The 26,140-nt window shown below is 64.8% G+C and carries 15 protein-coding genes and 2 pseudogenes; 9 read left to right on the plus strand and 8 right to left on the minus strand.

Going from position 1 to position 26,140, the window contains the following annotated elements; genetic code table 11:
* The first annotated feature begins 2 nt into the window (after positions 1 to 2).
* Entirely contained in the window at positions 3 to 458 is a 456-nt protein-coding gene (locus JQ617_RS39335; protein ID WP_063686609.1) for a cupin domain-containing protein, read from the plus strand.
* A gap of 81 nt (positions 459 to 539) precedes the next feature.
* On the opposite strand, the gene JQ617_RS39340 is transcribed toward JQ617_RS39335, so the two are convergent.
* The 4 genes from JQ617_RS39340 to JQ617_RS39355 form a co-directional block, all read right to left on the minus strand.
* Complete coding sequence (locus JQ617_RS39340; RefSeq protein WP_212031038.1) at positions 540 to 1,592, minus strand: amidohydrolase family protein; 1,053 nt, start codon at positions 1,590 to 1,592, stop codon at positions 540 to 542.
* Positions 1,593 to 1,889: 297 nt separating this feature from the next.
* A complete protein-coding gene (locus JQ617_RS39345; protein WP_212031039.1) occupies positions 1,890 to 2,411 on the minus strand; it encodes a hypothetical protein in 522 nt (173 codons plus the stop codon).
* Between the two features lie 74 nt (positions 2,412 to 2,485).
* Positions 2,486 to 3,430 carry an EamA family transporter gene (locus tag JQ617_RS39350; RefSeq protein WP_212031040.1) on the minus strand — a complete coding sequence of 315 codons (945 nt, stop codon included), beginning with the start codon at positions 3,428 to 3,430 and terminating at the stop codon, positions 2,486 to 2,488.
* Positions 3,431 to 3,500: 70 nt separating this feature from the next.
* On the minus strand, positions 3,501 to 4,316 hold the full coding sequence (locus JQ617_RS39355) for an MBL fold metallo-hydrolase (protein ID WP_212031041.1): 816 nt from the start codon (positions 4,314 to 4,316) through the stop codon (positions 3,501 to 3,503).
* Between the two features lie 148 nt (positions 4,317 to 4,464).
* Between JQ617_RS39355 and JQ617_RS40155 the strand changes: the two are divergent.
* A pseudogene (locus tag JQ617_RS40155) lies at positions 4,465 to 5,364 on the plus strand (acyltransferase family protein); the annotation flags it as partial.
* A gap of 287 nt (positions 5,365 to 5,651) precedes the next feature.
* Here the strand turns inward: JQ617_RS40155 and JQ617_RS39360 are convergent.
* Together JQ617_RS39360 and JQ617_RS39365 are read right to left on the minus strand one after the other, a co-directional pair.
* Positions 5,652 to 7,178, minus strand: coding sequence for a permease (locus tag JQ617_RS39360; RefSeq protein ID WP_212031042.1), 1,527 nt, complete (start codon positions 7,176 to 7,178; stop codon positions 5,652 to 5,654).
* A pseudogene (locus JQ617_RS39365) lies at positions 7,175 to 7,870 on the minus strand (ABC transporter ATP-binding protein); the annotation flags it as partial. The pseudogene JQ617_RS39365 and the gene JQ617_RS39360, both read right to left, overlap by 4 nt.
* Before the next feature lie 315 nt (positions 7,871 to 8,185).
* Between JQ617_RS39365 and JQ617_RS39370 the strand changes: the two are divergent.
* The 6 genes from JQ617_RS39370 (at position 8,186) to JQ617_RS39395 (ending at position 14,998) form a co-directional block, all read left to right on the plus strand.
* A complete protein-coding gene (locus JQ617_RS39370) occupies positions 8,186 to 9,061 on the plus strand; it encodes a branched-chain amino acid ABC transporter permease (RefSeq protein WP_212031044.1) in 876 nt (291 codons plus the stop codon).
* 5 nt (positions 9,062 to 9,066) lie between these two features.
* Positions 9,067 to 10,218: a branched-chain amino acid ABC transporter permease gene (locus JQ617_RS39375; protein ID WP_063686619.1), complete on the plus strand. Its 1,152-nt coding sequence runs from the start codon at positions 9,067 to 9,069 to the stop codon at positions 10,216 to 10,218.
* Entirely contained in the window at positions 10,215 to 10,973 is a 759-nt protein-coding gene (locus JQ617_RS39380; protein ID WP_212031045.1) for an ABC transporter ATP-binding protein, read from the plus strand. The genes JQ617_RS39375 and JQ617_RS39380 overlap by 4 nt, the downstream gene beginning before the upstream one ends.
* Positions 10,974 to 10,976: 3 nt before the next feature.
* A complete protein-coding gene (locus tag JQ617_RS39385) occupies positions 10,977 to 11,765 on the plus strand; it encodes an ABC transporter ATP-binding protein (protein WP_212031046.1) in 789 nt (262 codons plus the stop codon).
* Between the two features lie 93 nt (positions 11,766 to 11,858).
* Positions 11,859 to 13,697, plus strand: a complete 1,839-nt coding sequence (locus JQ617_RS39390) for an AMP-dependent synthetase/ligase (protein ID WP_212031047.1) — start codon at positions 11,859 to 11,861, stop codon at positions 13,695 to 13,697.
* A 101-nt stretch (positions 13,698 to 13,798) separates the two neighbouring features.
* Entirely contained in the window at positions 13,799 to 14,998 is a 1,200-nt protein-coding gene (locus JQ617_RS39395) for an ABC transporter substrate-binding protein (protein ID WP_212031048.1), read from the plus strand.
* 245 nt (positions 14,999 to 15,243) lie between these two features.
* Here JQ617_RS39395 and JQ617_RS39400 read toward each other — a convergent pair whose 3' ends face one another.
* Both JQ617_RS39400 and JQ617_RS39405 read right to left on the minus strand, forming a co-directional pair.
* Positions 15,244 to 16,356, minus strand: a complete 1,113-nt coding sequence (locus tag JQ617_RS39400) for a lysozyme inhibitor LprI family protein (protein ID WP_212031049.1) — start codon at positions 16,354 to 16,356, stop codon at positions 15,244 to 15,246.
* A gap of 174 nt (positions 16,357 to 16,530) precedes the next feature.
* Entirely contained in the window at positions 16,531 to 17,259 is a 729-nt protein-coding gene (locus tag JQ617_RS39405; protein WP_212031050.1) for a transglutaminase-like cysteine peptidase, read from the minus strand.
* Between the two features lie 619 nt (positions 17,260 to 17,878).
* On the opposite strand from JQ617_RS39405, the gene JQ617_RS39410 reads away from it, so the two are divergent.
* On the plus strand, positions 17,879 to 26,053 hold the full coding sequence (locus JQ617_RS39410; RefSeq protein ID WP_249157869.1) for a FecR domain-containing protein: 8,175 nt from the start codon (positions 17,879 to 17,881) through the stop codon (positions 26,051 to 26,053).
* Positions 26,054 to 26,140 lie beyond the last annotated feature (87 nt).

A 26,140-nucleotide genomic window follows, 5' to 3' on the forward strand; every position in this document is an offset into this window, starting at 1 on the left:
AGATGTCGCGCGCATTGATTGAAATCAGTAGTTGCAATGTGGATCTCGAGCTGCGGCCTATCGAGCCGTCCTGGATCATCGAGGGCAACCCGGTGTCGCGCTCGCACATTCTCTCCACGAGCGCCGACGGCACCGCCTCGACCATCATCTGGCATTGCACCGAGGGCCGCTTCAACTGGTACTACGACATCGACGAGACGATCATGATTATGGAAGGATCGATCGTGCTCGAGAGCGACGGCATGCCGCCGAAGCGCTACGGTCCCGGCGACGTCATCTTCTTCCGCGACGGCGCGCATGCCAAATGGCATGTCGAGGGCTACGTCAAGAAGATCGCCTTCTGCCGCAAGACCAACCCCGTGATGATCGGCTTCCTGATCCGCGTGGTGAACAAGCTCAAGAAGATGTTCGTCTCCACCGGCGAGCGCCGTCCGGCCTCGCTGATGGGAGCCGGCTAGTCTTCCAACAACGTTTCAAGGACGCTTCCCAGCGGCCACGACGAAGAGGGGTCGGGATCAACATCCCGGCCCCTCTTCTCGTCAGGTCGGCAGTTCGAGCCGGTAGAATTCGGTCGCGGTCTGCGAGAATAGCGCCGTCTTCTCTCCCTCGCTCAGGGGCGCCGCGATCCGCTTGAAGGCGTTGAAGATCACCTGGTAGCTGCACTGGCCCTTGTCCGGCGGAAAGTTGCTCTCGAACATCGCGCGCTTGGGGCCGAACGCCTCGATGCAGGTCTCGATATAGGGCCGCCAGGCCGCCGCGAGCTCCTCGGACGACGGCGGCTTGTCGCGCAGATGGAAGTCATAGCCGAGCAGGCACATCGCGAGCCCGCCGAGCTTCACCACCACGTTCTCGCACTTTGCGATCTCCTGGATCGAGGCCCGCCATTGCGGAAACACCTCTTCGCGCCGTCCGGCGAAGCGGCCGACCCCGGCCGGGCCGCCGCAATGGTCGAGCACGATCCTGGTGTCGGGGAAGGCGCGTGCCAGCTCGGTCAACTCGCCGATCTGCGGGTGAAACAGCCAGGCATCGAAGCTGAGGTTCAGCGGGGCGAGGCAGGCAAAGCCCTTGCGGAAGGCCGGGTCCTGCAACAATCCCCGCGGCCGGTTGGCGTACATGCCGGCGACGGCGGGGTCCTCGTCCCACGCGGAGGAATGCCTTATGCCGCGGAAACGGCCGTTGCCGGCCGCGATCTCCGCTTCCAGCACCGGTTTTGCGGCGTCGCCCAGCAGCAGATTGGCATGGCTGACGATGCCGGCACAGATCGCGGCCTTGCCGTAACCGCCGCTCGCGCTCATCGCCGCGACGCCGTTGGCGAACTCGACCTCGCCCACGGGCCGGAACGCCTCGGGCCCATGCGCGCGATACATCGAGCGGCAATCGACATAGACGGTGGCGATGATGTTGTGACCGGAGGCGACGTCATCAGCCATCTCCTCGATCAGGTAGCGGTGCCCGCGATTCCAGAGATGGTGATGCGGATCGACGATCGGGCGCGAGGGATCGATGATCTCTTCCTGATACTGCGCGAGCCAGTCCTCGCGCGGTTCGACGAATAGCCCGCTCGTATTGGCGGGCAGACCGCTTGCAGCCATCGGCGTTCACTCCCTGATATTTTCTTGTACGGGAGCCTAGCAGCTCATCCTCGCATGCAGCAGCGCGCAGCGCGCAACCACGCCCTTCGCCCTGAGCACAGCGGCGGTGTGACCAATATCCGCCACGCGGAAGGTGCGCTCCCTCTGCCGCTTGCGGGGGAGGGCTGGGGTGTCTCCGCAGAGAGATCCTCGGTGCGGAGAGAGTCCCCACACGCGCCTTCGGCGCGACCTCCCCCCAAGCGGGAGAGGTTGCAGCGAGCTTGTCGCCCGATCGATTCAATCAAAATGCATTTGGCCTCAAGCCTTGCGCCGCTTCGCCCGCACATCGACCATCAACCGCCAGTCGGCTGCCGCGGCCGGCTTGACCTCGCCGAGCCAGTGGAAGGAATCGCCGGTGATCTCCGTAAAACTCCAGCGCGTCAGATCGCCTGAATCCGTCGTGCCCTCCTGCACGATATCCGCGCCGCGCGCACGGCCGATCTGCTGACGGAACACGGAGCGCCCGGGATCGAACCAGGAAATCCGCCATGCGGATATCGAGGGATCATAGACCCGCAGCGTCGTGCCGTACCAATTGCCGGCGATCGGAAAGGCCTGGGAGCCCGCGGGTCGCGGAATGATCCAGACGTCCTGCACGGCACGGCCCTCCAGAATCCAGCCGAAATAGATCTCGCCGGACGCTTTGTGCTTCGCTCCATCGGGGCCGTGGGCCGTGATCTCGGCGTCCCAGTCGCCGACGAAACGGCCGTAGAGCTGAAGCGCCGCCGCGTGCTCGGGGTTCGGCCCGTCCGCGTGCAACAATTTCGCAAAGTCGGTCATGTCGATCTCCTGTCGCGAGGGAGATCAGCATGCCGGCCGAGAGCCGGCTTGGAGAAAATTGCCGTCGGCGATCGTCAGGTCTTGCGTGTGGACAGATGTCTCATATCCCGGTCGGGCTCATCGCCGGGCCGCCGGCTCCCCGAGCGTTCCGCCCGCCAGATGACGATAACGGAGACGATGACGAGGCCCGCGCCCAGCAGCATCATGCGCGAGAACGGCTCGCCCAGCACGACGGTGCCGAGCAGCACGGCGATCACCGGGTTGACGAAGGTGTAGGTCGACACCAACGAGGTCGCGACGTTCTCCAGCAGCCAGTTATAGGCGACGAATCCGATGACACTGCCGGAGACGATCAGCCAGAGCGCCGCCGCGAGCGACGTCAGCGAGACGTCGCTTGGCCTGAAAGCATCGATCTCGCCCACCTGCCAGCTGATCGCGAACAGCACGACGCCGCCGATCGAGAGCTGCATACCCGACAGCAGGATGGCGGACGCCTCGCTCGACATGCTCCGGGACAGAACGGTGCCGGCCGACCACGACAAGGCCGCGCCCAGCAGCAGGATCACGGGAAGAACGCTGATGCCCGCCTGCTCGACATTTTGCCATGCCACGATCCCGACGCCGAAGAAGCCCGGCACGAGAGCGAGCAGGGCATGGGGCTTCGGTCGCTGATCGCCGGGGAACACGGTATCGATCAGCAGGATCCAGAACGGGATCGTGGCGAGCACGATGGCGGCCACGCCCGAGGGAACCGATTGCTGCGCGAAGGCGAGCACGCCGTGGCAGCCGACAAAGAACAGCAGCCCGCACAGGCACGCCGCCGCCCACGTCTGGAGCGACATTTTCGCGACCTGCCGGCCGCTCAGCGTCAGCAGCACGATGCCGCCGCAGAACGAGCGCAGCGCCATCAGCAGGAAGGGCGGGAACGACTTCAGACCCAGTGTGATGGCGAAGTAGGTGGAACCCCATAGCAGATAGATGGCGGCGAACGCGCCGATGACCAGGAACCTTCTGCTCATGATTGCTCCGATCGATGACGATCTCGAAGCAACCAAGTCGGGGAGGGGTCATGCGTTCCGGCTTCGCGCCTCAGACGCCGTCGAGGATGATCACCGTCGGGGCCGACGGCAGGGCGTCACGCGACATCCGGAACGAGCGGTCGAGGCGCCGGTCGATCTCGAACTGCTGGCCGATCCGGCGCATGAAGTCGTCGAGCTGCGTGGCGAAGCGGTGCATCGGCAGCACCACGGAGGCACGCAGCCGCTTGGTGATCTCCGAGATGCCGTCGAGCGACATCGTGTAGGTGCCGTCGATCGGCACCATCACGATGTCGAGCCGTCCGATCTGCGCGAAATGGCTGTCGTCGAGCTTGTGATGGAGATGGCCGAGATGGCCGATGCAGAGGCCGGCGACCTCGAAGATGAAGATCGAATTGCCGTCGCGGATCATGTCGGCGCCGGCATCGTCGCCGAAATAGCGGCGGATGTCGGTGGTGACGTTGCGGATGAAGGTGTCGCCGATGCGCTCGGAGACGATGGCAGGCTTGCCGTCGTCGCTCCAGCCATGCAGCACATGGGGAATGCGCTTGTCCGGAAACAAGGAATAGTGCGTGCTGTGCGCCCGGTTCATGGTGACGACGTCGGGCAGCCGCCCAACCTGATAGGCGCCGCTATAGTCGGTGGCGATGCGCAAGCCGCCGGGCGTGTCGATGAAATAGGTGGAATGGCCGGCATAGGTGATCGTGACCTCCGCGCCAGCTGCCGCTTGCCTGAAGGCGGCCGGCATGATCTGCGGCGCGGCATTGGCCATCGCCAGGCATTCGCTGCGCTGAGGCGCCTGCTGGGCAAGCGCAGGTGTCAGCAGCCAGCCTAGGAACGCCAGAGCCGTCAGCAATAGTCGAGACATCACCAGTCCGCCCGCCATTCAGTCGACGATCCGGTCAGTGTAGCTTCGAATCGTTCCGGCGTCATGCTGATGCCGCGAGCGCATACCGCATTAAGTATAGACTCAACCTTGGCTTGTGTCAGTGCATGGCGTCGCCTACCCGTTTTGGATGGCCTCGGCTGAAAACATCACCCGATATCATGCGCTCGACAGTTGGCGCGGCATTTGCGCCTGCATGGTCGCGCTGTTTCACTTCGACGTGATCAGCCACCTGTCCTTCCTGCCGCTGACCAGACATGCCTATTTGTTCGTCGATTTCTTCTTCGTGCTGAGCGGCTTTGTCATTGCGTCGAACTATCGTTCGCGTCTCGCTGAGGGCCACGGCACGGGCCGCTTCCTCGTCCTGCGGCTTGGGCGGATCTATCCGCTGCACCTCGTGACGTTGTTGTTGTTCATTCCCATCGATGCTGCGAAGGACGGCGTCGGTCCGAACCTCCTGCAGGCGATCGTCACCAACATTCTTCTGCTGCAGGGAATCGGCGTCAATCCGCAGAACTGGCTGAACTTCGCGAGCTGGAGCATCAGCGCCGAGTTCGCCGCCTATGTGATCTTCGCCGCCGTCGTGAGCCGGGTCGGGCCGACGATCTGGCCCTGGCTGCTCCCGATCATTGCCGGGCCGGCCGTGCTCGCCACCATCAGCCCGGACGGAATGAATGCGACCTACGACTATGGCCTCGTGCGCTGCCTTTACGGTTTCGCGCTTGGCGTCGTCTGCTTCGATCTGCGCGAGCGCTTTCCGGTGTTGCGCGCACGCCTCGTGCCATCAGGCGAGACATGGCTGGAGGCGGCGAGTTTCCTGCTCGTCGTGGGCTATGTTTCGGTCGCAGGAAGCAGCGTCGCTTTGCAAGTGGCCTCGCCATTGGTGTTCACGCTGATCGTTCTGGTGTTCGCGCGTGAGGCCGGCGCGGTCAGCCGTGGGATGACGGTGCCATTCCTGCTCACGATCGGGACCCTGACCTACTCGATTTACATGCTGCATCCGTTCGTCAGGGCCGTTGTGCGGGCGATCCTCATGGCCGTCGAACGTCTTGCGCATGTGGAGCTGTTTGTCTCCTATGCTCTGAGCGCAGATCATGAGCCAACGAAAGTGATCTCCCTGAACGGATCGCTCTGGCTGGGTGATCTCCTGCAAATCACGATGCTGGCGCTGGCCGCGCTGCTGTCGGTTGCAACCTATCGCTTCGTGGAAGAGCCCGGACGAAACTGGGTCAGGCGCCTGATGGATCGGCGCAAGGCCGCACATAACCGGCCGTCGACGCCTGACACGGCGGTGGCCCTGAGGGAGACCGATGCCGGTCACTCCCGCTTTGGGCTGAACTTCCAGGTGATCGCGACGAGGCCGGCCGTGATCAATCCGCTGATCAGCCCCGCCAGCGGCAGGGCGAGCAGCAGCGCCGCACTCGCGGCCCAGCCGATCGATGAGAACGCCTCGGCAAAGGTCGCAAGCCGCGAGGAGGTCTGACGGCGACGGAACTGGCTGCGGCGTGCCTGCACCCGGAACCAGAGCTGGATCGCGGTCGCGGACGCCGCGCTGATGATGATGGCGCCGGCGCTGACCGCCGCCTGGAACGGCGAGGCGAAGGCGAGCGCGGCGACCAGCGGGCAGAAGATTGCGGCGATCGCGATCAGCACCACCTCGATCTTGGCGCGGGTGACGCTGGACGGCGTCAGCGGCGCGGTCGCGACCAGGTCGGGCGCATCCTCGCCCGAGATCGTCAGCCAGGCGAGCCCGCCGGCGAGCTGACCCGCCGCCATCACGATCACGGGCGTGATCAGCGTCAGCGCCGCCGAGCTGTCGGCGAAATTGCGCCAGAGCAGCAGCGCCGGCGGCACCAGATAGAGCAGCTGCATCAGGGTCTGCGAGATCAGCCAGGGATCGCGCCAGAGCAGCGTGAATTCCTTGCGCCGCAGCGCCTGTTGCCGCGATCCGCCGCGGAACGGGCGCTGCTTCGCCTTGCTGCGGCCGGACCTGCCGTACGCGGCAGCATCGATCGCGGTGTCGGCAAAGCGGTGCGAGAAGATCGCCATCACGCTTCCGAGCAGCACGAGGGCGAGCGCGAGAAGCAGCAGCAGCGCCTCGCTGTCGCCCATGGTCGCCCGCGCCGGCCACCACCAGATGCTGTCGATTTCGGGGGCGTGCGCGGCCATGCTGCCGGAGGTCAGGATGGTGAAGCGCGACAGCGTGCCGTAGGACATGATCGCGGCGACCTGCAGCGCGATCACGAAACCGGCGCCGATGATGGCCGCAAGGATCTGCGCGATCAGACGCGTCCGCGCCGGGCCGATCAGGCGGAACAGGAGGATGGTGACGGCAATCGCGACCGCCGCGGCCGACAGGCCCATCGCGATGACGACGCCGAACGCCGCGAGCCAGCGCGCACCTCCGCCGATCACGAGAACGTCGATGAAGGGCGTCGAGAACAGCAGCGCCATCGCGGTGACGGTGAGTGCGATTGCGGCGATGCGGACCGAGAACAGATTGGCGAGCGTTGCCGGCGAGGACATGATGAGGTCGAGGTCGGCGCGGGCGTAGAACACCCGCGTCACCGATTCGATCGCCTGCGACAGCATCAAGGTCCAGGCCAGGCAGATCGTCGCCGTGATCACGATCAGCGAGGATTTGTCGAGCGGCAGCTGCAGCTCGGCGAAGCGGCCGATCACCGCCCAGGCCGGCACGTGCAGCAGCGCCGCGAAGAACAGCAGTCCGATGACGGCGGCGCGCGCCCGCTTGCGCCGTCCGCCGGTCATCATGGCGAACCATTCGCGCCAGGCGAGCCGCAGCTCGTGACGCGCAAACCAGGACAGCGCGGTCGCCGAGCTCATGCGGCTTCCTGCAGCGTCACCAGCGCGATGAAGAGATCCTCCAGGCTGGTGTCGGCGTGACCGTTCTGCTGGCGCAGCTCGGTGAGCGTGCCCTCCGCGACGAGACGGCCGGAGGCGATCACGCCGATGCGGTCGGCCATGCGTTCGGCGACCTCGAGGATGTGCGTGGTCATGATGATTGTGCAGCCGGCGCGCACGCGCTCGCTGAGCAGACCCTTCACATGGCGGGCGGAGACGGCGTCCAGTCCCGTCAGGGGTTCGTCGAGAATGATGAGGCGGGGATCGTGCACCAGCGCGCCGGCCAGCGCCACTTTCTGGCGCATGCCCTTGGAAAAGCCTTCGCAGCGCTCGTGCCGGTGCGGCTCGAGCCCGAGCGAGCTCAGCAGCTCCTCGGCCACCGGTTTCGAGATCGACGGCGCGATGCCCCAGAGCCCGGCGACGAATTCGAGATATTCGAGCGGCGTGAGCTTGTCGTAGATCATGGGCTCGTCGGAAACCCACGCCATGACCTGCTTGGCGGCGACGGGGTTCTGGAGCGCATCGATGCCGAAGATCGAGACTGCGCCGGCATCGGGCCGGAGCAGGCCGGCAACCATGCGTAAAGTGGTGGTCTTGCCGGCGCCGTTGGGCCCGACCAGGGCATAGAATTCACCGGCACGGATGGTGAGATCGAGGCTGTCGACCGCCAGACGGTCAAAACGCTTCGTTAACCCCAGGACTTCCAGCGCCGAGTTGTCCGGCTTCATGACAGCCACACCATCCGGTTTTGCATCGCCCGAGACCATGACCCCAAGATGTTTCGGCAGGGTGAATCTCTTTACCGCAAATTCCGGCATGCGGCTTGGACTAAAGGCAAGTCACCGTTTGTTGACAGCGCGCGGGCCTTCAGGCTGAATTGGCGCCGGGACAAATGGAGCTAACGCGGCGAAACGACTGCGTAGCGACTGGACACAAGATGCGACAAGGCGGCCAAAAGAGCCACCGTTGCATCGGGAGGATGCGCGGCGATGCTGGATTTCGTTCAGCAGCTGGTCAGCGGTGTTGCGCTCGGCTGCGTCTACGGCCTGATCGCGCTCGGCTTCGTGCTCGTCTACAAGGCCACCGAGGTCGTCAATTTCGCCCAAGGCGACCTGATGATGCTGGGCGGCTTCTTCGCCTTCACCTTCATCGGCATGATGGGCCTGAACTACTGGGTCGGCTTTGCCGGTGCGGTGGCGGCCATGGCCCTGTTCGGCATGCTGGCCGAGCGCGTGGTGGTGCGGCCGATCCTCGGCTATCCGCAATTCTCCATCATCATGGCGACGATCGGCCTCGGCTATTTCCTGCGCTCGATCGCCGGCATGATCTGGGGCACCGATGACCTCAAGATCGAGACGCCGTTCAGCCAGGGCGTGCTGCGGATCGGCTCGCTGGTGCTCGCCTACGACAAGCTGTCGGTGATCGCGGCGACCATGATCCTGTGCACGCTGCTCTATCTCTTCTTCAACAAGACCACGCTCGGCACCGCGATGCGCGCCAGCTCCGAGAACATGCTGGCGGCCTATTACATGGGCATCCCGGTCAAGCGCGTGGTGTCGATCGTCTGGGCGATCAGTGCGGCGGTGGCGACCGCCGCCGGCGTATTGCTGGCGCCGATCACCTTCATCCACTCCAATGTCGGCCTCGTGCTCGGGCTCAAGGCGTTTCCCGCCGCGGTGCTCGGCGGCTTCGGTTCCATTCCGGGCGCCGTGGTCGGCGGCATCCTGATCGGCGTGATCGAGAGCATGGCCGGCTTCTATCTGGCGGAAGGCTGGAAGGACGTCGCGCCCTACATCGTGCTGCTCACCGTGCTGCTGCTGAAGCCCGAAGGCCTGTTCGGCCTGCACGTCCGCAAGAAGGTCTGAACGCCATGCGCTTCCTGTTCAAGACCGACTACGAGGACGACATCAAGCTGTTTCCGCATTCGGGCTATTTCGTCTCCTACGGCATCCTGATCGCGCTGCTGCTGATCGCGCCCTACATGCTCTCCAGCTATCTGATGAGCCAGCTCGTCTTCGTCTGCATCTATGCGACCGTCGGCGTGGCACTCTTGATCCTGACCGGCTTCACCGGCCAGGCTTCGCTCGGACATGCGGCCTTCCTCGCGATCGGCGCCTACACGGCCGCGTACCTGCAGAAATACAACGTGCCGTTCCCGGTCTACTTCCTCGCTGCCGGCGGCTTGACCGGCATCATCGGCGCGATGGTCGGCTTTCCCGCACTGCGCCTGACCGGCATTTACCTCGTCATCGCCACCATCTCCTTTGCGCTGATCGTCGAGGAGATCCTGGCGCGGTGGGAGAGCGTGACCAACGGCAACGAGGGCATGCGGGTCAAGACGCTGTCGCTGCTCGGCGTCACGGTGCCGCGCGACAGTCCGACCTTCTATTACCTCTGTCTTGCCGTGCTGGTGCTGACCATCGTCGGCACGCTCAACCTGCTGCGTTCGCCGACCGGCCGCGCCTTCGTCGCGATCCGCGACAGCGAGACCGCGGCGCGCAGCATGGGCGTCAACGTCGCGCTCTACAAGGTCAAGTCGTTTGCGATCTCGGCGGCGATCACCGGCTTTGCCGGCGTGCTGTTCGCGCACAAGCTCTCCTTCATCTCGCCGGAGATGTTCACGCTGCAGCTCTCGATCGAGTTCATCATCGTGATCCTGATCGGCGGCACCTTCAGCCTGCACGGCGCGGTGCTGGGCGCGATCTTCATCGTGATGATCGATCCGTTCCTGACTTACCTGAAAGACGACATGCCCGGCATCATCGCCGGCATCGCCGCGACGTTCGGCGCGGGTCCGGCGACCGCGGGCAATATCCAGTCCAAGGTCGCAGCCTTCGCCTCGCTCAACGGCCTGAAGGGCGCGATCTACGGCATCATCATCGTGCTGTTCGTGCTGTTCGAGCCGCTCGGGCTCTACGGCCGCTGGCTGAAGATCAAGCTCTTCTTCCAGCTGTTCCCGCTCTACAAGCGCGCCACCTTCAAGCGGCAGAAGATCTACGTGAAGTCGGAGCGCAACCGATGAGCTATTTCCGCGCCGAGAACCTGTCGCTGCATTTCGGAGGCCTCAAGGCGGTCGATGCGGTGTCGTTCGCGGTGGAGAAGGGCGAGATCCTCTCGATCATCGGACCCAACGGCGCCGGCAAGAGCTCGATCTTCAATTTGATCTCGCGGATCTACCGGCCGACCGCGGGCCGCATCTTCTTCGAGGACCAGGACATCACCGAGCAGCCGCCTTACGACATCGCCAAGCTCGGCATTGCCCGCACCTTCCAGAACATCGAGCTGTTCGAGAACGCGACCGTGCTGTCGAACCTTCTGGTTGGCCGCCACCGCCATTCCACCACGCAGCTCTGGCAGGAGCTGCTGTTCCTGCCCAGCGTGCGCGCCAACGAGAAGGTGCATCGCCGCCGGGTCGAGCAGGTCATCGAATTCCTCGATCTCGAGCCCTATCGCGACAAGCTCATCTCGGGCCTGCCCTACGGTGTCCGCAAGGTGATCGAACTCGCCCGCGCGCTGTGCTCGGAGCCGAAGCTGATCCTGCTCGACGAGCCGTCCTCCGGCCTCAATGTCGAGGAGACCGACGACATGTCGTTCTGGATCCGCGACATGAAGAGCGAGCTCGGCGTCACCGTGCTGATGGTCGAGCACGACATGTCGCTGGTCAACCGCGTCTCCGACCGTGTCATCGCGCTGAACTACGGACGGGTGCTGGCGATGGGCTCGCCCGCCGAGGTGCAGCAGCACCCTGATGTCGTCGCCGCGTATCTGGGAGCCTGACGCATGGACGCCACGGTGACCCCGGAGATCATCCTCAAGCTCAGCAACATCGAGAGCTATTACGGGCCGATCATGGCGATCCGCGGCATCTCGCTGGAGGTGCCGCGCGGCCGCATCGTCACGCTGCTGGGGGCCAACGGCGCCGGCAAGACCACGGTGCTGAAGACGATCTCCGGCATCCTCGATCCGCAGAAGGGCGCGATCGAGTTCATGGGCAAGCCGATCCAGCGCATGGAGGCCGACCGCATCGTGCGGCTCGGTCTCAGCCACGTGCCGGAGGGCCGCGAGGTGTTTCCGTTCCTCTCGGTGCGCGAGAATTTGATGATGGGCGCCTATCCGCGCCGGGATCGCGACGGCGTTGCCGACGATCTGGAGCGCGTCTACGGCTATTTCCCCCGCCTGAAGGAGCGCATCAACCAGCCCGCCGGCCAGCTCTCCGGCGGCGAGCAGCAGATGCTCGCGATCGGCCGTGCGCTGATGAACCGGCCGACGCTGCTGCTGCTCGACGAGCCCTCGCTCGGCCTGTCGCCGCTGCTGGTGAAGGAGATCTTCACCATCATCCGGCGCGTCAACGAGGAGCAGGGCATGTCGATCCTGCTGGTCGAGCAGAATGCCAAGGTGGCGCTGGAGACGGCGCATTACGGCTATGTGCTCGAGATCGGCCGCATCGTGATGAACGACAGCTGCGACCGCCTGATGCATTCCCAGGACATCCAGGAGTTCTACCTTGGCGCCAAGGAAGCGGGCGCGCGGGGTGAACGGCGCTGGAAGAAGAAGAAAACTTGGCGTTAGAGGAAGGTTTGGCGTTAGATAGGCGACCATCCGCGACAACAGACCGCCGGCAAGGCAGGCAGCGGAGGGAAGAGCGACAAGGAGGAGACGTGCATGGCCCGACCGGCGGTGCTGACGGTCGCTGATACGATCGCAAGGAGTTTCTTGCGCGCCGCGGAGACGCGAGGCGATCGGCCCGCCATCCGCGAGAAGAAGTTCGGCATCTGGCAGCCGACCAGCTGGCGCGAATGGCTGGAGATCTCCAAGGAGATCGCCTACGCGCTGCGCGCCATCGGCTTCATGCCCGGCGACGTCGCCTCCATCGTCGCCAACGCCGTGCCCGAATGGGTCTATGCCGACATGGGCATCCTGTGCGCCGGCGGTGTCTCGTCGGGGATCTATCCCACCGATTCATCCTCGCAGGTCGAGTATCTCGTCAACGATTCCGCGACCCGCGTGATCTTCGCCGAGGACGAGGAGCAACTCGACAAGATCCTCTCCTGCCGCGCGCGCTGTCCGTCCCTGCAGAAGGTCATCGTGTTCGACATGGAGGGCCTCAGCGGCTTCTCCGACGACATGGTGATGTCGTTCGACGAGTTCCGCGCGCTCGGCCGCAACCACATGGTCGGTCGCGAGGCGTTGTGGCAGGAGATGATCGACAGCCGCAGCGCCGGCGATCTCGCGGTGCTGGTCTACACCTCCGGCACCACAGGCCCGCCCAAGGGCGCGATGCATGCCAACCGCAGCGTCACGCATCAGATGCGGCACGCCAACGACTTCATCCCGGCGCGGGAGGACGAGGACCGGCTGATCTTCCTGCCGCTCTGTCACGTCGCCGAGCGCATCGGTGGTTATTACATCTCGGTCGCACTCGGCTCGGTGATGAATTTCGCCGAAAGCCCGGAGACGGTGCCGGACAACTTACGCGAGGTGCAGCCGACCGTATTCCTCGCGGTGCCGCGCATCTGGGAGAAATTCTATTCCGCCATCACCATCGCGCTGAAGGACGCGACCCCGCTGCAGCAATGGGTCTACCGCCGCGCCATCGAAATCGGCTATCGCATGGTCGATTGCCGCGTCGAGGGCAAGGCGCCGCCGCTGGGCTTGCGCATCGCCAATGCGATCGCTTACCGGGTCGCCTTCCGCAACATCCGCCGCATGATCGGGCTCGACCGCTGCCGCATCGCCTTCACCGGCGCTGCGCCGATCGCGCCGGAGCTGATCCGCTGGTACCTCGCACTCGGCATCGACATGCACGAGGTCTACGGCCAGACCGAGAATTGCGGCGTCGCCACCATGATGCCGGCGGAGCGCCTCAAGCTCGGTTCGGTCGGCACCGCAGTGTCCTGGGGCGAGGTCGCGCTGTCGCCCGACGGCGAGATCCTGATCAAGGGCGACTTCCTGTTCATGGGCTACCTGAACCAGCCGGAGAAGACCGCCGAGACGATCGATCACCGCGGCTGGCTGCACACCGGGGACGTCGGCAGCATCGACAATGAAGGCTTCGTCCGCATCACCGACCGGATGAAGGACATCATCATCACCTCCGGCGGCAAGAACATCACGCCGTCCGAGATCGAGAACCAGCTGAAGTTCTCGCCCTACATCTCCGACGCCGTCGTGATCGGCGACAAGCGGCCGTATCTGACCTGCCTCGTGATGATCGACCAGGAGAATGTCGAGAAGTTCGCGCAGGATCACGACATTCCCTTCACCAACTACGCCAGCCTGTGCCGGGCGACGGAGATCCAGGATCTGATCTGGCGCGAGATCGAGGGGGTCAACGCCAATTTCGCCCGCGTCGAGACCATCAAGCGGTTCTATCTGATCGAACGCCAGCTCACGCCGGAGGACGAGGAGCTGACGCCGACCATGAAGCTGAAGCGCAGCTTCGTGAACAAGCGCTACGCCGCCGAGATCGACGCGATGTATCGCGAGCGCGCGGTGGCGTGATGCGTGCCTGCCCCGGAAAGGGCATGCGCAGAAAGCAGAAACCGAAGGAGCGACGGCCCCCGCCCTTCGCACAAAACGGGCCCAAAGGAGAGGAGACGTCAATGTCGAAATCGCTCGGAACGTTCGGCCTTGCTGTGAGCGCCCTTGCGCTCACCTGTCTGCCGGCCGTCGCGCAAACCAAGGTCACCAATGATGGCATCTCGGCAAATGAGATCGTCATCGGCACTCACCAGGATCTGTCCGGTCCGATCAAGGGCTGGGGCGTGCCGGTCTCCAACGGCATGAAGATGGCCGTCGAGGAGGTCAACGCCGCCGGCGGCGTCAACGGCCGCAAGATCCGTCTCGTGGTCGAGGACAGCGGCTACGATCCGAAGAAGGCGGTGCTGGCCTCGCAGAAGCTGATCGAGCGCGACAAGATCTTCGCGATGGTGGGGCCGATGGGCTCGCCGACCGTGCTCGCCGCGCAGGACATCCTGCTCGATGCCGGCGTGCTGCAGCTCTTCCCGCTGACGGCCGCCGAGTTCACCTACAAGCTCGATCCGGCCAAGCCGCAGGAGCGGTTGAAGTTCAGCAATCTCCTGCCCTATGTCGAGAGCACGCGGGCGGCGCTGAAATACATGATGGAGTGGAAGAACTTCAAGAAGCCCTGCATCATGCATCAGGACGACGAGTACGGAAAGAACGTGCTCGACGGCTTCAACCAGCAGCTCACCGTCATGAAGGTGCAGCCGGCCTCGATCACGAGCTACAAGCGCGGCGCGTCCGATTTCAGCGCGCAGATCGCCAAGATGAAGTCGGACGGCTGCGATCTCGTCGTGCTCGGCGCGATCCTGCGTGAGCCCATCGGCGCCATGACCGAGGCGAAGAAGCTCGGCTGGGACGTCACGTTCCTCGGCGCGACGCCCGTCAACGTCATGGAAGTGCCCATGCTCGGCAAGGAAGCCGTCGAAGGGCTCTATTCGGCCTCGGCCTTCGAGATCCCCTACGAGGACTCGGCCAAGGGCAAGGTCCACGACTGGCTCGTCAACTACAAGAAGATGTTCGGCGCCGACGCCAACTCCCAGGCCATCATCGGCTACAACGCGGTCATGACCTTCGCCTTCTACGCCAACAAGGCCGGCAAGGATCTCACCGGTCAGAAGATGCTGGATGCGCTGGAGTCGGGCGACAAGTTCCTCGACATCTTCAACTCGCCACCGACCACATTCTCCAAGACCAATCATCTCGCCAACACCATCACCCAGGTGCAGCAGGTCAAGGGCGGCCGCTGGGTTCTGGTGAAGGACAATCTGATGTTCTGAACGACGGTCGCGCTCGCAGCGCGAACGGTGCACCCTCTCCCCTTGCGGGAGAGGGTGGCTTCGCGTGAGCGAAGCCGGGTGAGGGGTATCCATCCTCACGAACAATCCAGCGCGTGGTGAGACCCCCTCATCCGGCGCCATAGCAGAAGCTTTGCTTCCGCGTTCCTAAGAACGGCGGCCGAAGGCCGCCTATGCCACCTTCTCGCACAAGGGGAGAAGGAAGAAAGCGCGATGCGAGAGAAGTCCTAAGACCCCCCGCTCGCATTGCCCGAACTCACCGGGGCCAGCTCGTCCTCCCTGCAGCGCCAGCCGTCGGCCGCCTTCACGAAGGCGAAGTTGCGCTGGATCCTGAGGCGGCGCGTGACGTTGAAGGCGTCAGCGGAGCGCTCCTTGTTGCCGGCGCCCGGCTGCGGACGGCTCGTCCGCGCGTCCCAGCAGGTACCGGTGCAGGACGTCGCGACCTTGCTGCATGTGGTGAAGGGCGCCAGCACGACCATCTCGATCTCGCCGGTGACCTGCGCCTCCTGGTCGGTCACCTGGCTGTCGACGGCGTAGACGCGGTTGATGCGCAGGAAATTTCCGCAGGAATTGGCGGCGTGAATCCGCGCGGCGCAGAAATCGACGGCGTCGGTGTCGGGCGAATGCGCCGCGACCTGCCGGCCGAACACCTTTTTCGGATCGCCCTTGGCGGCGCGGACCTCGTCGGTCTTGCGCGCGAGATGCGCGGCCAGACAATCTTCCGCAGATTCCAGCTCCTGCAGCGGCACGTTCTCCTTGCCGACCAGATTGCATTTGCGATCGCGCTCCCGCGTCCACCTGCCGTATTCGGCGAAGGCAAAGCGGGCCGCGGTCGGATCCAGCTTGCCGATCAGGCCGAGCACCTCGCCATTGAGCTCGGTTTCGGCAACCGCGAGCGACGGGTCCGCGCAGATCACCGCGCCTGCGGCGGTGTTGGCGGCCAGGCAGTCGAAATCGGGATCGCGCAGGATCGCGGCGCGCTCCTCGGTCACCTTGAGCAGGCAAGCCTTCACCCGGTCGAACTCGTCGGGGCGGATCGCGGTCTGGCCGACGATGCCGCAACCGAGATTGCGCTGGCGGGCCCAGATCGCGTTCTCCTCGATCGCGGGCAGGCGATCGGGCAGGCGGGCGAGCCGCGCCTCGATTGCGGTGCCCAGCTTCTCGGCAGCGGCGGCAAGCCCGGCGTCGCCGCAGAACAGTTGATTGCCGGGATCGCGGATCTGCTGGCAGCCGTTCTTCGTGAACAGCGGCAGCCTGTCGGCGATGGCGCGGTCGGTTTGCGCAGACGCGGGTGCCGTGAGCGCCAGCAGCGCAAGCACAGTCAGCACGATGAACCGCATTCCAGTCGCCCCCGCATGGAAGGCGCCATGCTAGCGGTTCGGATCGCGCGGTGGAATGGGTTTGTGGGGAATCGTAGCCCGGACGGAGCGAAGCGCAATCCGGGGCTGGTGCTAGACGTGGCAGACGTCCCGGATCTCGCTGCGCTCCATCCGGGCTACGACGCTACGAGAGGATCAATGCGCCTCGGGCGCCATCGACAGCCGCACCGGCTCGTCGGCATATTTCATCACGGCAGCCTGGTGAAGCACGAACAGCGGCTGGTAGGAGCGCGCGGCGTCGTCCTCGACCATCGCCATGCGGCGGTTGTCGAGCATCAGCCAGTGGCCGTCGAGCCTTGCGGCGACGACCGCGTGGTCTTCGCCGGCCCTGACATCGCGCACCACGACGATGCGGAGGTCTTCAGCGGCGACGCCGGCAAGCCGCAGCGCGGCCAGCTTGGCGATGGCATAGTCTTCGCAGTCGCCGGCGCCGCGTGCGAAGGTCGCAAGCGGCGAGCTCCAGACGTCGTCGTTCCCGTCATTGACGGGGTGGATGGCGAGATTGATGGCGCGGTTGGTCTCGCCCAGCCGCGCGCGGCCGTCGCGGGTCCGGGCCTGGTCGACGATGGCCAGCAACTTGATGGCTGCGGGCGAAGCGCAATTGTCGCGGTCGCCGTCGCACAGCGCGAGCTGCACCATGTCGTCGTCGAGCCGGGACTTCAGCGCGGACCATTTCTGCTGGAGGCCGCCGGACGAGATGGCAAAGGCGAACACGCCAAAAGGCTCGGCGGATTTGCGCACGAGGGCGCCGGCGCCCGGCGACAACAGCGTGCCGGCGCGAAGCTCTGCGGCCGATCCGAGCAGGACCAGTCCACAGACGACAAGGATTGCGCGCCAGGCGCGCGAGCGAGCAGCGGTCTCCATCTGACATCCCCTTGCGGCTTCGTCAGGTCCCCCTCGACCTCGACGTGCCGGGCTTTGTTGCTTTCGGGGAGATAGTGCGAGACCGGCCGTTTTGTTCTGCTTAACGCGCCCGGCAGGGGTCCCAAAACCGTGGGACAGGCTGAAATCGGACTGCCCAAATTGCGTAAAATTTTACGAATCGGAGACTAGGAGATGTCCGGCCGCCGCGAAAAGGAGCGAATTGCAGGCACAGGTTGTAGGGGGCTGATTCCATCTCCTATGGCTAACAACCCGCGATTTCGCGGGTTCTGTTAGTTAGGTCACAGATTCTGCTCCGTATTTGCCGCAGGATGCGTTGGGGAACCCCGAAGAAAAGATGACGTGAGTAACCGCTGTTCGATCTATACAGCAGGTCTACTTGGAATGACTTGGAATGTTCGAAAACATGCACAATTCGACTTCAAAGTACTGCAGAAAGTACTTTGCTTTCTTCCTCTGGGCGCGGGCCCGAGGCTGTCCTAAAGGCCAAGTGACGCGAAATCACACAAGCAATAGATGGTTTCGCTAAGGACTCGGTAATGCTAAGCAAGCTTAGGCGGTCGATACTTACATAATTATTAACCCTTTTTACGGTGCCCGGTTGAATTACGCTGGCAAATTTGACGCCGCGCTTTCCTTGGACGGCGAGGGTTCCCACTCGCCCTCCTATGTCCATGTCGATTCGTTCGTCGCGAAGTCCCTTAACGCCCAGTCCTTCACGGCGAAGGCGCACGGCCATCTGCCCGATAGTGCCGTCGTCGTTCCCGATCCGAACCTGATCTTCAACGGCGAGTTCAAGCGCGCGGGTCTCGACCTCGTTCTGTCCCATGACGGGCACGACTTCGTCGTTCACGATTATTTCAGGGGCGACAAGCGCGCGGCGCTCGCCTCGTCCGATGGCGCCCACCTGACCGGCGACGTCGTCAACGCACTCACCGGCCACGTCCAGGTTGCGCAGGCGGCCCCCGGCATTGCCGCGGCCCAGGTCATCGGCCACGTCACCAAGCTCTCGGGCAGCGCGACCGCGATCCGGAACGGCGTTTCGGTCATCCTCAACAACGGCGACAACGTCGAGAAGGGCGACGTGGTCTCGACCGGCGCCGATTCGACGCTCGGCATCACCTTCATCGACGGCACCGTGTTTGGCCTGTCCTCCAATGCGCGGATGGTGCTGAACGAGATGGTCTATGACCCCAACGGGTCGAGCAATTCCTCGCTGCTGAGCCTGGTCGCGGGCACCATCACCTTCGTCGCCGGCGAGACCGCCAAGCACGGCGACATGAAGATCGACACGCCGGTCGCCACCATGGGTATCCGCGGCACCGCGGTGCTGACCCAGATCAACTTCGTCGTTCCCGCGGGCGGCGGCGATCCACAGCCGCAGGCGAGCTTCCAGGTGCTGGTCGAGCCGAACGGCACCACGGGCTCCTACATCCTGTTCGACAAGGTCACGCTGCTGCCGATCGCGACGGTCAATCAGGCCGGCCAGATGATCCAGATCAGCGGCGGCAACGTCTCGATCAGCAACGCGCTGTTGTCGCCGGACGTGCAGAAGCTGATCACTGACGTGTTCACGCTGAAGTTCACCGACAACAACAGCAACACCAAGCTGACGACGAACTTCACCGACACGATCACGCCGACCAGCGAAGGCATTCTGTTCAAGACCGCGAACGGCTACAGCGCGACGGCCGTTTTCACCAACCTCAACCAGCCGGAATCCGGCGGGCCCGGCCATAATCCGTCGTCCAGCACCCGCATTCCCGGTCCGCCGGATTCGCGCAGCCTCGACCTCAACGGCAATGTGAAGACGGCGTTCGCGCTGACCGAGCGTGCCGACACGACCGGCGACACCACGCATTCCGACACGGTCTCCGGCCGGATCACCTTCGTCGACCAGAACCTGGGCGATCAGCCGACGGTGAGCGTGACCCTCGGCGGCGCCCCGAATTACGTCTACAAGAGCGCCGGCCAGCAGGATGTCACCGGCTCGCTCAGCGCGCTCCAGAAGCAGGACATCGCGGCGACGCTGATCGACATCCAGGTCGTCGCCGACGGCGGCAACAACAACAACGGCTCGGCGGTCTGGACCTACACGATCCCCGACCACGTCTTCGATTTCCTGGCGGCGGGCGAAACGCTGACGCTGACCTACATGGTCCGCATCAACAACAATTTCTCGGTCAATCCCGAATCCGCCTTCATTCCGATCACCATCACGATCACCGGCACCAACGACAAGCCGGTGATCACCACCAGCGTTCCGACCATCACCTTTGAAGGCGGCACCAGCGTGCCGGGCGGTCCGCTCGTCAGCGACGAGGCGACTTCGGGCACGCTCGACTTCGCCGACGTCGATCTGACCGACACGCATACGGTGTCGGTGGCGCTGACCAGTGCGACGCTGCCCGATGGCAGCACCGTTCCGCCGGGTCCGCTCGCGGCGTTCCAGAGCGCGATGTCGGTCGCGATCGCGTCGGGTGCCGACAGCACCGGCGACGGCACCGGCACCATCAACTGGTCGCTGGCCGATCTTCCCGTCTACCTCGCCGATTTCATCCCGAGGGGCGAGGTGCTGACGCTGGTCTACACCGTGACGGTCAAGGACGCGCAAGGCGCGACCGCGCAGCAGACCATCACCGTCACGATCACCGGCACCGATGCGCCAGCCGTGGTGTGGATCGCGACCGAGAAGCCCGGCCAGCCCGCGGGCGGCTTGTGGCGAGATGCCACGAACTGGGCCACCGGCACGGTGCCGACCATCGACGACGACGTCATCGTCATCACCGACCAGCTGCACGGCCTGACGCCGTCCTTTCCGGCGACGATCGATGCGCCTGCCTTCGCCAAGTCGGTGACGATGAACGATTTCGGCGGCCCGCCGCCGATGCTGCTCAATCTGAGCTCGCTGACGATCGCCGGTTCGCTCGACATGAGCGCCGACTCGATCCTCACCAATGCCGCGACCGGCACGATGTCGGTCGGCGGCCTGGCCGAGATCCTGGATACCAGCGTGCTCACCAATGCCGGCTTGCTGAAGCTGGCCGCCGGCGGCGATTTCGCTGCCGGAACCACGATCACCAATTCCGGCACGCTCGAGCTGCTCGGCGGCACGCTGAAGACGCTGGCCGAGATCCACAATGCCGGCGGTACCCTGAAGGCCGATGCCGGCGCGACGCTGATCGTCGACGGCACGACGATCGACGGCGGCACCGTGACCATTCTCGGTACGCTGGAATTCGACGGCTTCAGCTCCATCGAGAACGGCACGCTGAACAATTCCGGCAGGGTCAACGTCAAGGGCACCGTCGCGTTCGCCCATGAGAGCGTGGACAACACGTCGAGCGGCGTGATCGAGGTGCTGGCCAATGGCTGGCTGACGATCCAGGACGGATCCGACGTCACCAACGCCGGCCACATCATCGTCGACTCCGCCGGCAGGCTGGTCGTCCACAACGCGACGATCGGCGGAGCCGGCGTCGTTATCGGCAATGGCAACGGCGAGGAAGGCCCGGTCTTCAACGCGGGTCTTCAAGGCGCCGGCACGATCACCAACAACGGTGAGATCGATCTCCACGGCGGCGCCGTCCTGAGTGGCGGCATCCTGAACAATGGTTCCCTCTCTAACCATGATGTCCTCTTTAGTGTCAGCGGTACCGGCAATGCGCTGAGCGCGGAGACCGTCACCAATGGCGGCCGCCTCGAAGTAGTGTCCGGCGCCGCTCTGGCGATCGATCTGGGCTCGACGGTCGACAATTCGGGCGGCGACATCGTCATCATTGGCAATGCCGCGCTGACTCTGGACGACGCCACGATCAGCAGCGGCGTGATCGAGGGGGCGGGCACGATCGAGGTCGCCGGCGCCAGCCGCATCGACGGCGGGGCGACGCTCAGCATCAGCACGGTCACCGCCGACGCCGAGCTGACGCTCGACGACGTCACCGTGTCGGCCACCGTCATCACCGATAACGCCAGCGTCGTGCTCGACGGCACCGTCAAGCTCAAGGACGGCGCAAGGATCCAGGGCGGCGCGGTCTCGAACGTCGGCACGCTGGAAATCGCCGGCGCGGCGACGCTGCTGAACGACGTCGTCACCAACACCGGCATGGTGACGGTCGACGGCGGCCAGACGTTGACGCTGTCCGGCACGGAAATTTCGGGCGGCTTCATCAACGGCAGCGGTACCATCGACGTCACCGTTGCCAGCACCATCGACGGCGGCGCCACGCTGAGCACCAGCACGGTCATCGCCCACGCCAAGCTGACGCTGAACGGCGTCACCGTGTCGGGCACCGACATCACCGACACCGCCGGTCTCGAGCTCGACAAGCTCGTCAAGCTCAAGGACGGCGCGAATATCCATGGCGGCGCGGTCACCAATCTCGGCACGCTTGAGATCGCCGGCGCTGCGACGCTGCTCGGCGACGTCGTGACCAACACCGGCACGGTGACGGTCGACGGCAACGCGACCCTCGATCTCATCGATACCACCATCGACGGCGGCACGCTGACGATCGCGGGAACGCTGGAATCGACCGGCACCAGCGCGATCAACGATGCCGATATCACCAACACCGGCACGATCACCGTCACCAGCGGTACGCTGACGATCGATCCGGCAACGATCCACGCCATCACCAATCACGGTCTGATCGAGGCGGTGACCGGTGGCACGCTGAAGCTGACGGCCGCCACCATCGGCAATGCGGGCGGTACGATCTCGGTCGGCGCCACATCGAAGCTCTATCTGACCGACGTCTCGATCAACGGCGGCAGCCTGAGCAATGCCGGCAATCTCTACAGCGTCTCGGGCTCCAACACGATCACGGCCGGCGTCACCAACACCGGCGGCATCATCGAAGTTCAGGCCGGCACGCTCAACCTCGCCGGCGGCATCACCGGCCCCGGCACGCTGCTCATCGACGACGGTGCCAAGCTCGAGCTCGGCGGCGCCGATGCGCAGACCGTCACTTTCGCCGGCGGCACCGGCACGCTGCAACTCGACAAGCTTGCCGGTCAGAACTTCACCGGGACTATCGCGGGCCAGGCGGCGGCCGACGGCGCATTCACCGTCACGGGCGGCGCCGACATCGCGGCGTCGGCGGGCGACGCGCTCGACTTCTCGGTGTCGAAGGGGACGCATGCCACCGTCGCGCTCACGCTGAGCGGTACGCTCTCGGGCGCGACCAACGGCATCGGCGTCACCCAGAACGGTGTCGGCGACGTCTTGCTGACCGCGACCGGTGACATCACCGGCTCCGACGGCCATGGCATCTGGCTGAGCGACGGGTCGACTGGCGCCGGCAACATCACGGTCAATGATCTCACCGGCAAGGCGACCGGCATCGGGGCTAATTCGGTCGGCGTGCTCGTCGAGAATGCGAATGCCGCCAATTCCGGCGACATCTCGATCACCCAGCTTGGCGGCGCCGTCGGCGGCGCTTACGGCATCGATGCCGTCACTTGGGGCAGCGGCGACATCACCATCGACGCCGGTGGTATCATCACCGGCAGCTCGATCTACGGCATCCGGTCGCGCAGCTATGGTACCGGCACCCAGACCGTCACGACCGAGGCCGGCAGCGTCGTCACGTCGGGAAGCTCCGGCGTCGTCGCGGTCAACCGCGCGGAAGTGCTCGCGCTTGGGGATCAGAGCTCGATCACCGTCACCAATTACGGCACGGTCAATTCCGGCACGAACCTCAATCAGGGCGGCAATGCGCCGGCCGGCCTCGAGGCCGGCTACCTCGGTTCGAGCACCGACTCTGCCGCCAATACCAACGTCTACGGCGACGTGATCGTCAACAACTACGGCAATGTCACCGCAGCGGGCGGCTACGGCATCCACGCCTACAGCTTCGGCAATGGCGACGTCACGGTGAACGACGGCGCCGGCACCACCGTCATCGGTGCCGAGACGGGCATCCTCGCCCAGGCGCTCAGCGGCGGCACCGGCAACATCACCGTTACGCTCGGTGCGGGCGCCACGGTCAAGGGCACGACCGGCTACGGCATCCTCGCCTACAGCATCGACAAGGGCGACATCAGCGTCACCCTGGCTGCGGACGACAACATCATGTCGGGCACCTCCGGCGTCGTCGCGATCAATTACGCGGCGGCGATCGCGAGCGGGGTCGGCAGCACGATCTCCGTCGTGGCGCACGGCACCATCCATTCCGGCCCCTCGCTGAACAGCGACGGCAGCACGCCGGGCGCGATCATCGCCGGCTACAAGCCGCAGGGCGTCTCGACCTTCTCGGGCGCCGTCTACGGCGACGTCAGCGTGACCAGCGATGCGAGCATCACCGCGGACGCCGGCTACGGCATCGAGGCGTTCACCTGGGGTATCGGCGACGTCACCGTCACGACCGGCGCGGCTTCGCAGATCACCGCCGCAGGCACCGCGATCGGCGCCTTCAATCACGGCGGCGGCGACGTGAACGTCACCAATGACGGCTCCGCCAAGGGCGCGGTCGGCCTGTCGGCCCTGGCCGCCGGCGCGGGCGACGTCACCATCGTCAATCACGGCAGCATCACCGGCACCACCTCCGCCGGCATCAGCGTCACCCAGAACGATGCGGACGCAGCGGGCGATCCGATCGCGACCGGCGCGACGCATATCACCAACACCGGCTCGATCGTGGGTGCGGCCGGTCATGCCGCGATCTTCATCCAGGAGAACGCCAGCGGCGGGGCGACGATCACCAACGCCGGCTCCGGCACGATCGGGCCGGCCCTTGCCTCGAGCGTGACCGGGACGACCTATGCGATCGTCGAGAGCGGCGGCCCCATCACCATCAACAACGACGGTCACATCAACGGCAACATCACCGCCGTCAACGCGACCTTCTACAACAACGCGACCGGCATCTGGACCGTCGGCGGCACCAGCGTGTTCGGCAACGTGTCCTCTATCGTCAACGCCGGCGAGATCGACCTGCTCAATGGCGCCGCGATCTCCGTCCTCGGCCTCGGCATCACCAATTCGAACGAGATCGAGAGCTGGGGCACGGCCTCGATCACGGGCACCATTACCAACAACCACTCCATCGAGGTCCACACCGGCACGCTGACGCTGTTCGGCTCGCTGTCCGGCTCCGGCTCGGTCACGATCGACGCCGGCGCGACGCTCGAGATCAAGAACACGGTGGCGCAGACCGTCACCTTCGGCGGCACCGGTGCCGAGCTCGAGATCGACACCGCGACCTTCGGCGGTTCGATCGCCGGCTTCGCCGCCAACGAGAAGATCGACCTTTCGACCATCGTCTGGGACAGCGGCACCACGGCGGTCTACAGCGCGGCGACCGGCAATCTCGTCGTGAGCGACACCCACGGCCACAGCATCTCGCTGAAGCTGATCGGCAATTACAGCGACACGCATTTCATCACCAGCAGCGACGGCACCGGCGGCACCATCGTCGAGATCGCGCCGGTCGATGAATGGACCAATCCGAACGGAGGCGACTGGAACACGGCGTCGAACTGGAGCATCGGCGTGCCGGCGGCCAGCTACGATGTGAAGCTGTTCGCCGCGGGCGAACCCTACACGGTCGACAGCACCACCAACGTCACCATCCACGATCTCACCGTCGACTCCACCGTGACGCTGCTGACCGAGCCCGGCACGGTGTTCACCGTGAACGGCGACGTCACGCTCAACGGCCTGATCGAGGCCGGTCCGTTCTCCGGAAACGACATCTCGACGATCGATATCAAGGGCGACGTCACCGGCACCGGCACGATCGAGATCTCCAACAAGGCGGTCGTCGAGATCGAAGGCTCGGTCGCGGGAACGCTGGTCAACGGATCGTTCTCGGGCATCACCGTCTTCTACGACAACGGGCTGGGCACGCTGATCCTGGACCACTCGCAGGACTTCCACGGGCTGATCTCGGGGTCTCCGGCCGGGGCCCCGCTCTCGTCGAACAACCTGATCGACCTGAAGGACCTCGCCTGGACGGCCACGATGTCGGCGCAGGCGAGCTACAACGCGGATACGAACATCACGACCGTCGGCTTCTACAACGGCACGACGACCGTCACCTTGTCGTTCCTCGGCCGCGACGTGAACTGGCACCTGCAGAGCGACGGACACGGCGGCACCACCGTCTACGATCCGGTGTTCGACACGCCCATGACGATCGAGAGCGGCACGGTGCTGAACCTCAGCGAAGCCTCCGCGCAGGACGTGATCTTCGCCAACAATTCCGGCACCACCGGTACGTTCGCGATCGAGCATGCCGCCGATTTCACCGGCGTCATCAAAGGTTTTGACGGCGACGGCACGCTTGCCAATTCGGACCTGCTCGACCTCAAGGACATCGATTTCGCGACACTGGCCGACGTGAGCTACACCGAGAACGCCGACCATCTCGGCGGCGTGCTGACGCTGAACGACGGCACCGACACCGCAACCATCAAGTTCGCCGGCAGCTACAGCATCGACAGCTTCCACTTCGCCAGCGACGGCAAGGGCGGCACACTGGTCTACGATCCGCCCACGGGGCAGACGCTGGTCGGCACCAGCGGGCAGGATCAGTTCGCCTTCACGAATTCGACGGCTCAGGTTCAGAGCACGATCGTCGATTTCGAGATCGGCCAGGACAAGATCGACCTGCGCGACTTCGGCAACATCAAGTCGTTCGGCGACATCGTCATCACGCAACAGGCGAGCGGCGCGCTGGTCACGCTCGACGATCATCAGTCGATCCTGCTGAAGAACCTCGTCGCGAGCAGCCTGCACGCCAGCGATTTCATCGTTGCGAACCACGCCTGACGGGCATTTCGCCGGTTCGGCCGCGACACTCGTCCGCGGCGGATTCCGGTATCAAAGGCCTGGCCGATTGCGTATTGTCGCCCCTGT

It is taken from the genome of Bradyrhizobium sp. KB893862 SZCCT0404 (assembly GCF_018130885.1).
Taxonomy (GTDB): domain Bacteria; phylum Pseudomonadota; class Alphaproteobacteria; order Rhizobiales; family Xanthobacteraceae; genus Bradyrhizobium; species Bradyrhizobium stylosanthis.